Source organism: Enterobacter sp. BIDMC 30 (assembly GCF_000534355.1).
GTDB lineage: Bacteria > Pseudomonadota > Gammaproteobacteria > Enterobacterales > Enterobacteriaceae > Enterobacter > Enterobacter ludwigii.
The window spans coordinates 1,831,897-1,845,178 of sequence record NZ_KI973169.1 but is presented as its reverse complement, the minus strand read 5'-3'; the positions used below and the strand labels follow the sequence as shown (position 1 = coordinate 1,845,178).

The window sequence follows — 13,282 nt, the reverse complement described above, 5'->3', positions numbered from 1 at the left end:
CCTGGTGTGTGTTGCCAGTATACGGCTTACCACCAGGCATGAAAATGGTGTACCGGACCAATACCGTGACCAACCTCGAGAGTATCGGCTTTTGCCAGCGCTTCAGAGAGCCAGATTTTAGCGTCGCGGACCGTATCCCCCCAGTTGTCACGACGGGGGCGCAAAGCCGCCAGCGCGGCAGAGAGTGTGCAGCCGGTCCCGTGGGTGTTTTTGGTCTGTACCCGCGGGGCCGTGAAACGCAGCGCACCGTCGTGGGTAAACAACCAGTCAGGGCTTTCTTCATCATCAAGATGACCACCTTTCATCAGCACGGCGCCGCAGCCCATCGCCAGGAGCGCATTCCCCTGCTCTTTCATTTCGCGCTCATTCTGCGCGTGCGACGCATCCAGCAGCGCAGCGGCTTCAGGCAGATTTGGCGTGATAAGCGCAACCTGCGGCAGCAGCTTATTTCGCAGCGTCTCGACGGCGGAGGCGGACAGCAGCGGGTCACCGCTTTTTGCCAGCATCACGGTATCCAGCACCACGTTTTGCACCTGGTAACGTTGAAGCCGTTCTGCCACCGCTTCAACAATGTCGGTCTCGGCCAGCATCCCAATCTTGGTGGTGTCGATTCGCACATCGCTGAAAACCGAATCCAGCTGTGCGGCGACAAAGTCCGGCTCAATGCGGTAAACCGACTGCACGCCACGCGTATTTTGCGCCACCAGCGCGGTAATCACCGAGCAGCCGTACGCCCCGAGTGCGGAGAAAGTTTTCAAATCAGCCTGAATGCCCGCGCCGCCGCTTGGGTCGGTACCGGCAATGGTAAGGGCGTTAATCCGTTTCATACCCGTTCCTCCAGAGTGTAGAGCGCGTCGAGGAACGCGCTGGCAAAACTGCCGGGACCACTAGACCGGGCGACGGCCGCCGTTCCGGCACGTTTCATCCATCCGCAAGCGGCGGCGATGTTATCCAGCCGGTCACCGGGAAGCGAGCAGCTCGCCGCCACGACTGCCGAGAGCGCGCATCCCGTTCCCACCACGCGGGTCATTATCGGGTCACCGCCCACTACCGTGCGGGTGCGCTGCCCGTCGGTGACGTAATCCCGTTCACCGGTGACCACCACAATGGCATTCGTCTGGCGAGCCAGCGCCTGCGCGGCAGGCAGCGCAGCCGCCGCCGTGTCGGTGGTATCGACGCCGCGCCCGCCCGCACTCATCCCGGCAAGGGCGAGAATTTCCGAGGCATTGCCGCGAATGGCCGCCGGTTTCAGGGCGAGGATTTGGTGGCAAAAACGGGTGCGGAACGTCAGCGCCCCTACGGCAACCGGGTCAAACGTCCAGGGTTTCCCTGCTGCCACTGCACTCTCAATCGCCCGGCGCATCGACTGGGCGCGCGGCGCCGTCAGCGTCCCGACGTTAATCAGCAGGGCATCTGCGAGCGCGGCAAACTGCTCGGCCTCTTCGGCTTCAATCACCATAGCCGGAGAAGCGCCAAGCGCCAGTAACACATTGGCCGTAAAGGTCTGTACCACATCGTTGGTCATACAGTGGGTAAGCGGGGAACGGGTTCGAAACTGATGTAAAACGTGTAAATCGAGCAGGTCAGGCTGCATGGTATCGCTCCTGCCGTGCGTGAAGAAGCGATGACCGGGAAGGCATCTGACTTCCCTACGCTGGCATTATCCAGATCAGGTAATACGGGTATTTCTCAGCCTTCACAAAGAAGGGCACCCCGAGTCAAATAAAAAAAATCAAAAGCTTGCGATTAATGCTCCTCATTAATCCCTGATCAGGATAGTAATGCCAGCGGGAAGTCTTGTAAACGGCAAAAGCGGCCCTTTTGGTCTATGTGTGACAGGTTGAGTGACACAATGTGTGCCATGTAGAATGCTCTTATGTCGTCAACTACCGCATAAAAAAAAGAGGTCGTGATGGATTTACAAGCATGGGATAACATTATCTCTATCGCTTCGAATGCTGTAACAGCGTTGAGTGTGGTTGGCGGCGTCATCTTCGGAGGGGTTAAACTTCAGGAGATTGTGAAGACGAGAAAAATGGAGCAAGCTTTCGCCTCTGCAATAGCGCTTAAAGATGAGATTGATGCTACGAGGGGCCGTTATAATCGTATGCGTTTTGACCTTACACGCATAATGACATTTATCGACACGCTCGCAAAGACTGGTCAAAAAGTAGATCAAGAAAGCTACTATCAGATTCAAGGTTCCTTGAGAGATATGGCGGAAAACACCTTTTGTATTGGTAGCTGTTTCGTCAAAGTTCGTCACTATAACGTTGCCATTAAACAACCAGCCTGGGAACCATTCAACGCTCTTCTACACTCTGCTGGTGAAACGCAAATAGCTATATCAAAATTAGTAAACCTCATCATGCAGGCCTTGCTTAAAGAGCAGATAACAGCGGAGGAATTCGAGACAATTCGTAATCTTTATGATGAACATGGTGAACGGATGAAAGGCGTTAATTACGCTATCGCCGGGATAGATATTATTAAGTTCGATGATTTGTTTGACTTCAGCAAAGTTAACAAAAAAAGCCGGGATTAACCCGGCTCTCATGTTTTATTCTTTCTCAATTTCAACAACGCTTCACTAATAGCCTTCTCAAGCCCGTTTTGTTCAACGTCCATCATGAATGAGGAGCGCGGAACCTTCAGGAACCGACACACGGCGCTAACGTTCAGAAAATCTAAAACGCGCTCGTCTGCAACTGTCAGCAACGGGAAGCCGTTGTTAGTCTGAAATTGAATTTTCATAGTAATCACCTCTTCTTTGCCTCGCCTTTTCAGGCCATTCTTCACGGTGGGGCCAAATAGTCAGCCCCAAAATCCGCTGTCTTATGCTGCGTCGTTCGTCAGTCGTGTAGTGAAATCCGGACGATACACCACAGGCAATGACCTGCCCCCTGTATTAGATACAACCTTCAGTTAGTAATGTCGGTTGATTTTTCTTCATGTTTTCCGTTTCGCCAGCCTGCTGCAAATTCAGATGGCGTCTGGTAATTCAGCGATGAATGAGGTCTGGACTCGTTATAGTCCTGTCGCCACTCATTAATGATTTTCCGGGCATGAAGAACATCGCTGAACCAGTGCTCATTCAGGCATTCATCCCGAAAGCGACCGTTTAAACTCTCAATAAATCCGTTCTGAGTTGGCTTGCCCGGCTGGATTAAGCGCAACTCAACACTATGTTCAAAGGCCCATTGATCCAGCGCGCGGCAGGTAAATTCCGGGCCCTGATCGGTTCTTATCGTCGCAGGATATCCTCGAAACAGCGCAATGCTGTCCAGAATACGCGCGACCTGAACACCTGAAATCCCGAAAGCGGCGGTGATCGTCAGACACTCCTTCGTAAAATCATCCACACAGGTCAGGCACTTAATCCGGCGGCCGCTGGCAAGTGCATCCATGACAAAATCCATCTACCAGGTCAGGTTCGGCGCATCCGGGCGAAGAAGCGGAAGCCGTTCAGTCGCCAGACCCTTACGGCGGCGCCTGCGTTTTACACCCAGACCGTTAAGGTGATAGATGCGGTAAACCTGCTTGTGGTTGACGTGAAGGCCCTCCCGTCGCAATAACTGCCAGATACGCCGGTAACCAAATCGCCTGCGTTCAAGTGCCAGTTCTGTGATGCGTAGAGACAGTTGCACGTCAGCAGCCGGACGCTGGGCCGGATAACGGCAGGTTGAAAGTGACAGACCGGCCAGCCTGCAGGCACGGCGTTGCGACAGACCCGTTGCCTCACACATGGCCTCCACGGCTTCCCGCTTCTGGTCTGTCGTCAGAACTTTCGGCCCAGAGCCACCTGAAGCGCCTCCTTATCCAGCATGGCTTCAGCGAGCAGCTTCTTGAGACGAGCGTTATCCTCTTCAAGCGACTTGAGCCGCTTCACCTCGGGGACCTCCATGCCGCCGAACTTCTTGCGCCAGGTGTAAAAGGTGGCGTCTGAAATGGCATGCTTGCGGCAGAGTTCCCGGGCTGAAACACCGGCTTCTGCCTCGCGGAGAATACTGATGATCTGTTCGTCGGAAAATCGCTTCTTCATAGGGATGTCCTCATGTGGCTTATGAAGACATTACTAACATCACGGTGTATTAATCAACGGGGAGCAGGTCAATTAGCCTCGCATTATAATAATTAATCACTCATCTTAGAAATAAGATAATTACTGAATGCACTACAGATGACTAACATATAACGAGCCTCTTCTAAGGTTGGCTCTTCACTTCCATCCATTAAAGCGTGACGTATTCCACCCTGGTCACTTGTATATCCGTATAGTTGTTGGAAGGCTCGTTTCATTGCTGGATGAATATGGCCTTTATCCTCAATGGTTTTAAGACAGTCCCCAAGTGTTCCTTTATCATTACCAGAGATTTTTTTGCAGAGGGATTCAATAGCAGAAATAGATTCTTTAATTGAGTTTCTAAAGTCAGGTTGTTCCCTGTTAGATAGTAACTCTAATGCACATTCGAAATGTTTTCTTGAAGAATCACTGCCAGTGTCAATCCCTTCTTGTATGCTTTCAACCTCAACAGGGGTGGACACAGGAACAACCATACCCTCAATAATGGAGTACGCTAATCCTTCAGATTTGAAAACAGAATTCAAATAGATTGATAAATCATCGAAGCTTGTCCCTTGAGTTTCATTAACAATAAACTCAATAAGGTCGTAAACATGATACCAAGGAGCGCTAATTATAGCCCTCTTAACCTCCCCTACTAAATCTGGGGCACCTACGGTAGATCGGTATATTGGTACTTTAGACGAATCATTTTTTAAAAAATTAATCCATACACTTCTAACAATATTTTCCACAGCATCGTTGCTCTGACTTTTATACCTCAATAGCTCCTCATGGATGCAGTTCCATATAACCATTCTGGAGTCTTTAGAAATACTCTCCAGCTGAATTACTTCTTCAACTTTAACGTGTCCATATCTTTGAGAGAACGGTCTAGCCATCGCTTATGTGCCTTATCGCTGTGTTAGTTATGAAGCGTTTAACGCCAGTCAAGTCCATCAATGATATGGCATACAACCGATAGAGGGAAGGTGTGGAGATATCGTCTTGTTATCCCCGTACCGGTTTTCTCATGACCTATGACCTGTTGAAGGTGAGTAATGTCATTCATCCAACCGGAGGCCACAGTGACAACGCTATGCCTGAAGCTGTGAACAATACGCCGTTGATTTTGGATATCCCTGTATGGGATGTGTAAAGCGTCCCTAATATCAGACAACACCTTACCAATCTTAGCCATGTTACTTCCTGCCACTTCCGGAAACAGCTTATCAGCTTTCCCCATAACAAATTCTAAGAACCCCAAATCAATTAGATGCTGATGCAAAGGAACCTGTCTCCCTGCGTTATCGGTCTTCCCTTCTTTGATTAGAAGATAGTGACGATTACTATCATCATCAATGCGCACTTGGGATGTGGTGAGGGTGGCTAGCTCTCCCCTTCTAGCTCCAGTGTATGCTAGCAATAAGATAATCCATTTAAGCCAATCCTGTTTAGCCTCTTCGATTTCATACCTAACCAAAGATTTCATTTCGCTATTGGTGTAAGCCCCATATCTCGCAGACGATGGAGGGGCTGTTACGCCGTCAGTAGGAGATACTGAAAGTACGCCTTTATCCTCGGTCAGGTGTGTTTTGAAAAGAGATTTGTAGATTTTAAGATGCTTATGGATTGCCTCAGTTCCTAGCAAATGCTCCTCGGGGATGTCATCACAGGATAAGAGTTGCTCTATTGTCATTGAGCGGTATGGCTGAACAACACGTTTGGGGAGGCCAGTAACAGCTTCCATAACATGTTTGATGTCTTGCCTTGTGATACTTCTTACTTCCCTCTCTGCGCCTAATACAGTTAACATCACCTCCATGTAACGCTCATTAGCGGAGTGAATTGCCGCAGTCCAAGACTTTCCCCTCTCCTTAACGTACCGCTCCCAAGCTTCCCCTAAGGTGAGTACGCTTCTACCCACGGTAATTACATCCACATTATTGATTGGTGCGGTGATGGTGGGCTTTGTATACAAATCAGGTGAAACTCTTGCAGCCCTATAGAGCATTCTGGTCTGGGTGAGTTCTTCAATCCGGCTAGATAGATTTTCCGGGGGACACGTCCCCGCTTTAACATTAAGCACGGAAGGCATTAAAGCTATCATCAATGTATTAGCTTCCCTATGGCTATCCGTAGCAAGGGAACGTCTAAACATTTTACCGTCTGGTAAACAGAATTGGACGTAGTAAATGGAATCGCGGAGGAAGGTGTAACGAATGCGTTTAGTAATCAAAATCAACACAGCCTCTGTCTCAGTGATGAAAGTCAAGTAGACAGAAGAACATTTAACCGATTGAAATATATAAATAATTAACGCCATATGCTGGCATTATCCAGATCAGGTAATACGGGTATTTCTCAGCCTTCATTTAAGAAGGGCACCCCGAGTCATTGGTAAGAATTCACTTACATTTGGCAGATTAGGGGAAGAGTACCAGTGATGCAAGGCCTGTTGATTTCTCGCTTTCATGATTTTGTTATACCAATCAGATGTAATGAGAAGCCTGTAACCGCTATGTCCGGGAATAAAAACAACCTGTCGTGACCCCGGTATTTTGCAGGTAATGTCGAGATAATGCGCTTAAAGGGGCTATCTGCCCCCCTTAACGTCCCTCAATGGCACGATTTGTCACACACTTTCCTCTCTTTTTACAGTCCTGACAAAATACGCGTAACCGGCTGTTTTTGTTTGGCATAAAGCGCAATTTTCATTCTTAAAATGAGGATATTCCCTCCCCCGTACCGCATGTCATAAAACAGTAAACAAATTAACCATTGAGCCTCGTGACAAAAGGCTCTATATTGGCGGCGTTTTTTTCAGGCCCCCATCTGTTTTTTAACTTTTTATTCAATCGTTGCTCATAACGAAGCGGCGGTTGTAGGAGTGATATGATGACGGATAAAGTCCGTATTGACACCGTAGATGCCCACAAAAGCAACGAAACCTATCTGGCCCGTCAGGCCGAGTTTGAATCTAACGTCAGGAGTTATCCGCGCAAACTGCCTTTAGCAATCACTAAAGCAGAAGGCGTGTGGATCACCGATGCAGATAATAAAGAATACCTTGACTGTTTAGCAGGCGCAGGCACCCTTGCGCTTGGACATAACCATCCTGATGTGCTGAAAAGCATCCAAAATGTCATTACCAGCGGCTTGCCGTTACATACTCTGGATCTGACTACGCCTCTGAAAGACGCGTTCTCAGAATATCTGCTCTCTCTGCTGCCTGGTCAGGGCAAAGAGTACTGCCTGCAGTTCACCGGTCCATCCGGTGCTGATGCCGTTGAAGCAGCGCTGAAACTGGCGAAAAAAGTGACCGGTCGTAGCGGTATCATCAGCTTCTCTGGTGGTTACCACGGTATGACTCACGGCGCACTGGCCGTTACCGGCAACCTGTCTCCGAAAGAAGCGGTTAACGGTATGATGCCAGAAGTGCAGTTCATGCCTTACCCACACCAGTACCGTTGCCCACTGGGTATCGGCGGTGAAGCGGGTGTGAAAGCGCTGACCTACTATTTCGAAAACCTGATCAACGACGTTGAAAGCGGCGTGCGTAAACCTGCGGCAGTGATCCTTGAAGCCGTTCAGGGTGAAGGCGGCGTGAACCCGGCTCCGGTTGAGTGGCTGCAGCGCATCCGTAAAGTGACTCAGGAACACGGCATTCTGCTGATCCTCGACGAAGTTCAGGCTGGCTTTGCCCGTACCGGTAAATTCTTCGCCTTCGAACACGCGGGCATTGAGCCAGACATCATCGTGATGTCTAAAGCGGTTGGCGGCGGTCTGCCACTGGCGGTACTCGGCATCAAAAAACAGTTCGATGCGTGGGCACCAGGCCACCACACCGGTACCTTCCGCGGCAATCAGCTGGCAATGGCAACCGGTCTGACAACGCTGAAAATCCTGAAAGACCAGAACATCGCGGGCAAAGTGGCCGCACAGGGCGAATGGCTGAAAGGCCAGCTGAACGAGATGGCGAAACGCTATCCGGTTATCGGCCACGTTCGCGGCCTGGGCATGATGATCGGGATTGAGATCGTTAAACCACACGAAGCGGCAGACCACATGGGTTGCTACCCGGGTGATGGCGAGCTGTCTGCACTGATTCAGAAGAAGTGCTTCGAAGCCGGCCTGATTCTGGAGCGCGGTGGTCGCAACGGTATTGTTCTGCGTCTGCTGCCTTCCCTGCTGATCAGCGATGATGAGCTGAAAGTCTTCCTGGATAAATTCGAGCAGGCGCTGCTTGCTGCGGGCGTTCGCCCGGCGTAACCGGAGTTGTTGAACACGATGTCAGATTCAAACCCAATTTTGTTCTCCTCTGCACAGAGCATTGAAGCTTACCAGCAGGCGATTGAACAAAGCACTCAGGCTGTGATGCAGTGGCTGAAACAGCCTGAGATGTATCAGGGCAAAACGGTCGCGGAACTGCGCGACCGTATTAAGCTGGATTTCAACCCGAAAGGGCTGGGCAACGAAGCGGCGATTGAACGCGCCGTGGAGTTCTTCCTGAAAGACAGCCTGTCCGTTCATCACCCGCAGTGTGTGGCGCACCTGCACTGCCCAAGCCTGGTGGTTAGCCAGGCGGCGGAAGTGCTGATTAACGCCACTAACCAGAGCATGGACTCCTGGGATCAAAGCCCGTCCGCAACCATCATTGAGATCAAGCTGATCGAATGGCTGCGTACCCGCGTGGGTTATCAGGCTGGCGACGCCGGTGTGTTCACCAGCGGCGGCACGCAGAGCAACCTGATGGGTCTGATGCTGGCCCGTGATGCGTTCTTCGCGCGTCAGGGTCATTCCGTTCAGCAGGACGGCCTGGTTGGCGATCTGCGTAAAATCCGCGTGCTGTGCTCTGAAAACGCACACTTCTCCGTGCAGAAGAACATGGCGCTGATGGGTCTGGGCTACCAGTCCGTCGTGCAGGTGAAAACGGATGAATTTTCGCGCATGGATCTCAACGATCTGGCAGCGAAAATTGAGCAGTGCAATGCTAACGGCGAGCAGATCCTGGCGATTGTTGCCACTGCCGGTACTACCGATGCAGGTGCAATCGATCCGCTGCGTGCCATTGCTGAACTGGCGGCGAAACAGAATATCTGGGTACACGTGGATGCGGCCTGGGGCGGCGCACTGCTGATGTCTGAGCAGTATCGTCACTACCTGGACGGTATCGAGCTGGTGGATTCCGTTACTCTGGACTTCCACAAGCAGTTCTTCCAGACCATCAGCTGCGGTGCGTTCCTGCTCAAAGAAGCGCGCCACTATGAGCTGATGCGCTATCAGGCGGCCTATCTGAACTCTGAGTTCGATGAAGAAGCTGGCGTGCCTAACCTGGTGTCCAAATCTCTGCAGACGACCCGTCGTTTCGACGCGCTGAAGCTGTGGATGAGCCTGGAAGCGCTGGGTCAGGAACAATACGCGGCGATCATCGATCACGGTGTTACGCTGGCACAGCAGGTTGCGGCTTACGTGAAAGAGCAGCCTGCTCTGGAACTGGTTATGCAACCGCAGCTGGCAAGCGTACTGTTCCGCTTCCGTGGACAGGTACAGATGGACGACGCGGGTATCGCCCTGCTGAACCAGAAAATTGGTGATGCGCTGCTGGAATCCGGCCGTGCTAACGTCGGCGTGACCGAGCATAACGGCGTCACCTGCCTGAAGCTGACTCTGCTGAACCCAACCGTGACCCTGGAGGACATTAAAGTCCTGCTGTCGCTGGTTGAGCGTACCGCACAGGAAGTTCTGGCGAAGTAATATCCAGCCCCTCTTCCGCCGGAAGAGGGGCTCTCTTTACAGCCCTGCCCACCACAGTCTGAGCTTCATTCCCCAGTAACTTGTCCACCCCGTGGTGGTACTGACCACTTTCCCCTTCGACACGATCACCAGCGTCGGTGTTACGCTCACCTGCCACGCCTGTGACAGCGCACCGTTGGCATCGTTGACCACCGGCATGACCAGCTGTTTCTTGTCGACCCAGCGCGCCAGCTTTGCATCGTCGCCGGAACGCATGGCGATACTCACGACGTTGCCACCCTGTTCTGCCAGCGTATTGACCGAGGGCGTCGTAAACCGGCAGATGCTGCACCAGGTTGCCCATACGTATATCAGCAGCGGGCGTTCCTGGCTGAGTGCCGTTATATCGTGGATCTTTCCGTCGATGCTGTGCATCGGTGCAGCGCTAAAGCTGGCGGGGAGTGTGGGCTTGCGGTATTGATCCACGCCCCACATGACGGCCAGCGCGAGCAGAAAGAAGATGATCCCTTCCCGCGCCCAGCGGCGCAGTCGACTGAATTTGCGGTTTTCCATTGTGACCTCTTGATGAATCGACGGTCATCTTAGCGAGCAATGCGCCATCACGCTGTAAAGAAGTGTCGGGTCATTTCGTTCGCAACGTGTCGGCCATCAGCGTAAAGCAGGATTCGATAAGCGGAGGAAGCGGCTGCGGGGCACGCATTAACGCCACCGTGCGGGCCAGGGCCGGTTGTTGAAGATGTACCACCCTGAGCTGCGGGTCCTGGAGGTGCGTGGTATAGAGCTGCGGTAAAATCGCCACGGCGAGTTTCGAGCGCACCAGACCATACAACGTTTCGATGTAGTCCACCTGATAGCGTGTCGGCAACGACAAACGGTGGCTTTCCGCGAGCGCCGCAACCAGACGCTGAATATTGCCTTTTGAGAACACGGCGATATCTCGCCCTGCCAGTTGCTTCCAGGGCAGGTGCGCCGACGCGGCCAGCGGATCGTCGCTGTGAATGACCGCGACAAACGGATCATCCTGTAAGGGAAACACGTTCAGCTGGTCGGGAACAGAGTTATCGAGCGCACCAATGCCGAAATCAATCTGCCCTTTCAGCAGCTGGACCACCAGCGCATCGTTGGTTTGATCGTGAAATTCCACCCTGAGGCGGGGAAAAGCCTGCGCGAGCGTCCGGGGCAACAAGGGGAACAGCAGCGAACTCACGGAAGGGATCAGCCCGATACGCACCGTACCTTCTCCGCCCGCCTGAACAATGTGCTGCATGTCGTCAAACGCAAGCTGCGCCACGCTGAGCACCCGCTGCGCGTGCGGCAGGATGGCATTGCCAAGCTCCGTCAACGTCACGGCCGAGGCGGTCCGGTTAACCAGTTTGCCCCCAAGCACCGTCTCGATTTGCCGCAACGCACTGCTGAGCGCCGGCTGGCTGATAGCCAGTTTGCTGGCGGTATCAGTAAAATGACGCAGCTGCGCCAGAGTGACAAAATACTGTAGCTGTCGAAGAGAGAGCGCGGGCAAGCGCTGCCAGGGTTCCGTCATGATTATCCATTACACGCGTCACAGAATAACCCGGGGTTATCGGGCGATAAATTTTATCAGCTGGGCAAACGTTTGCCGTGTGCATAGAGTAGCGTCATTATTTTGATGCTGGAACTGTTAATTGCATGACTGCTGAAACCCGACGCCGCGCCGTTCAGGCTGCACGAGGCGAAATGCCCTTTGACCTGCTGCTCACCGATACCCGTATTGTGGATATGGTCACCGGTGAGATCCGCGAAGCGGATGTTGGTATCGTGGGCTCACTGATTGCCAGCGTCCATCCGCGCGGCAGCCGCAAGGACGCGTATGAGACCCACGCGCTGAACAACCAGTTTCTGTCGCCAGGGCTGATGGATACCCACGTCCACCTTGAAAGCTCCCATCTTATGCCCGCCCGCTACGCGGAGATTGTGCTTGCACAGGGCACCACGGCGGTCTTCTGGGATCCGCATGAACTGGCCAACGTGCTGGGCATTGACGGCGTCCGTTTTGCCATTGAGGCCAGCCGCAATCTGCCGCTGCAGGTGATGGTCGCCGCGCCTTCAAGCGTGCCCTCAACGCCCGGCCTGGAAATGTCCGGGGCGGATTTTGCCGGAGACGAGATGAACACCCTGCTCGGCTGGCCGGAAGTGCGCGGTGTGGCTGAAGTGATGGACATGCACGGGGTGCTTAATGGCAGCCAGCGTATGCTTGAAATTATGCAGGCCGGGCTCGACAGCGGAAAGCTGATTGAAGGCCATGCCCGCGGTCTCAGCGGTGCGGATTTACAGGCTTATCTGGCAGCAGGCGTGACTTCTGACCATGAGTTAACGTCAGCTGACGATGCGCTGGAAAAACTGCGTGCCGGGCTGACGCTGGAGATCCGCGGTTCGCACCCTTATCTGCTGCCCGATATTGTCAGCGCCCTGAAAACGCTCCCCCATCTTTCGTCTCACATCACGGTTTGTACCGATGATGTTCCGCCAGACATCCTCATGGAAAAAGGCGGGATCATCGCGCTGCTGAACCTGCTGATTGAACATGGATTAGCGGCCACCGACGCACTGCGTTTTGCAACGCTCAATGCGGCCATTCGCCTGCAGCGTAACGACCTTGGGCTGATTGCCGCCGGGCGTCGCGCGGATCTGGTGGTGTTTGACTCGCTGGATAAACTGACGGCGCGCCAGGTCTACGTCGCCGGAAAGCTGATTGCCCGGGACGGGGCAACGCTCGAACCTGTTGCTGATACGCCTCTTACGTTGCCGCGTGATACCGTACGGTTGTCTGCCCTGACCGCTGATGATTTTTACATGTGCATTGGCAACGCGAACCATGGCGTGGCTCGCTTGCGCCACATCTGCGGCGCGCGCTTTACCCGCTGGGGTGAAACAGATGTTCAGGTGCGCAACGGGTGCGTGCAGATCCCGGACGGCTTTAGCCTGATCTGGGTTCAGCATCGCCATGCCCGTCATGCAGCAAAACCGCAAATTGCCCTGCTTGAAGGCTGGGGGGAACTGCGCGGGGCGATTGCCACCAGCTACTCGCACGACTCTCACAACCTGGTGGTTCTGGGCCGCGATCCGAACGATATGGCACTGGCTGCCAATACGCTTATCAACAGCGGTGGTGGCATGGCGCTGGCGCAACAGGGTGACGTGATTGCCCACGTTGCCATGCCGATTGCGGGCATGCTGTCGGAACTGCCACCTGCCGAGCTGGCGCTGCAGTTCAGGACGCTGCGCGATCGCAGCAGTCTGATTGCCGACTGGGAACCGCCGTATCGGGTCTTTAAGGCCATCGAAGGAACCTGCCTTGCCTGTAATGCCGGGCCACATTTGACCGATCTTGGACTGACCGATGGCAGCACGCGCCAGATTGTCGATCCGCTGATTTCTTACCGGGAAACCCCGGACAACACACAATAATACCGAAGGAGAGCCGGA

General features: G+C 53.2%; 11 protein-coding genes, 1 pseudogene and 2 riboswitches. Of the genes and pseudogenes, 4 read left to right on the top strand and 8 right to left on the bottom strand.

The window, feature by feature from the left end; all coding sequences use genetic code 11:
• Positions 1-26: 26 nt before the first annotated feature.
• Positions 27-827, bottom strand: a complete 801-nt coding sequence (thiD, locus tag L466_RS13585; RefSeq protein WP_032680615.1) for a bifunctional hydroxymethylpyrimidine kinase/phosphomethylpyrimidine kinase — start codon at positions 825-827, stop codon at positions 27-29.
• Positions 824-1,594, bottom strand: a complete 771-nt coding sequence (gene thiM / locus L466_RS13590) for a hydroxyethylthiazole kinase (RefSeq protein ID WP_032680614.1) — start codon at positions 1,592-1,594, stop codon at positions 824-826. Before thiM ends, thiD begins: the two co-directional genes overlap by 4 nt.
• Before the next feature lie 35 nt (positions 1,595-1,629).
• Positions 1,630-1,726, bottom strand: a riboswitch (TPP riboswitch).
• Positions 1,727-1,912: 186 nt separating this feature from the next.
• On the opposite strand from thiM, the gene L466_RS13595 reads away from it, so the two are divergent.
• On the top strand, positions 1,913-2,545 hold the full coding sequence (locus L466_RS13595) for a hypothetical protein (RefSeq protein WP_020883233.1): 633 nt from the start codon (positions 1,913-1,915) through the stop codon (positions 2,543-2,545).
• Positions 2,546-2,553: 8 nt separating this feature from the next.
• On the opposite strand, the gene L466_RS13600 is transcribed toward L466_RS13595, so the two are convergent.
• From L466_RS13600 to L466_RS13620, 4 genes and pseudogenes are all read right to left on the bottom strand, one after another.
• Positions 2,554-2,754 (bottom strand): hypothetical protein, encoded by a 201-nt coding sequence (locus L466_RS13600; RefSeq protein WP_020883232.1) that lies wholly within the window; start codon positions 2,752-2,754, stop codon positions 2,554-2,556.
• Positions 2,755-2,921: 167 nt separating this feature from the next.
• Positions 2,922-4,042 (bottom strand): annotated as a pseudogene (locus tag L466_RS23620) (IS3 family transposase).
• Positions 4,043-4,134: 92 nt separating this feature from the next.
• The gene (locus tag L466_RS13615; protein WP_020883229.1) at positions 4,135-4,965 is read right to left on the bottom strand and encodes an AbiJ-NTD4 domain-containing protein; all 831 of its coding nucleotides are present in this window, start codon (positions 4,963-4,965) and stop codon (positions 4,135-4,137) included.
• Between the two features lie 38 nt (positions 4,966-5,003).
• Positions 5,004-6,302, bottom strand: coding sequence for a tyrosine-type recombinase/integrase (locus tag L466_RS13620; protein WP_032670002.1), 1,299 nt, complete (start codon positions 6,300-6,302; stop codon positions 5,004-5,006).
• A gap of 66 nt (positions 6,303-6,368) precedes the next feature.
• A riboswitch (TPP riboswitch) is annotated at positions 6,369-6,465 on the bottom strand.
• Between the two features lie 493 nt (positions 6,466-6,958).
• On the opposite strand from L466_RS13620, the gene L466_RS13625 reads away from it, so the two are divergent.
• Complete coding sequence (locus L466_RS13625; protein ID WP_014170865.1) at positions 6,959-8,335, top strand: diaminobutyrate--2-oxoglutarate transaminase; 1,377 nt, start codon at positions 6,959-6,961, stop codon at positions 8,333-8,335.
• 18 nt (positions 8,336-8,353) lie between these two features.
• Positions 8,354-9,820, top strand: a complete 1,467-nt coding sequence (locus tag L466_RS13630; protein ID WP_025203662.1) for a pyridoxal phosphate-dependent decarboxylase family protein — start codon at positions 8,354-8,356, stop codon at positions 9,818-9,820.
• 36 nt (positions 9,821-9,856) lie between these two features.
• Here L466_RS13630 and L466_RS13635 read toward each other — a convergent pair whose 3' ends face one another.
• Entirely contained in the window at positions 9,857-10,372 is a 516-nt protein-coding gene (locus L466_RS13635; RefSeq protein ID WP_032680611.1) for a protein disulfide oxidoreductase, read from the bottom strand.
• A gap of 70 nt (positions 10,373-10,442) precedes the next feature.
• The gene (locus L466_RS13640; RefSeq protein ID WP_175556439.1) at positions 10,443-11,363 is read right to left on the bottom strand and encodes a LysR family transcriptional regulator; all 921 of its coding nucleotides are present in this window, start codon (positions 11,361-11,363) and stop codon (positions 10,443-10,445) included.
• A 122-nt stretch (positions 11,364-11,485) separates the two neighbouring features.
• Between L466_RS13640 and L466_RS13645 the strand changes: the two genes are divergently transcribed.
• Positions 11,486-13,264: an adenine deaminase gene (locus L466_RS13645; RefSeq protein WP_032680608.1), complete on the top strand. Its 1,779-nt coding sequence runs from the start codon at positions 11,486-11,488 to the stop codon at positions 13,262-13,264.
• Positions 13,265-13,282 lie beyond the last annotated feature (18 nt).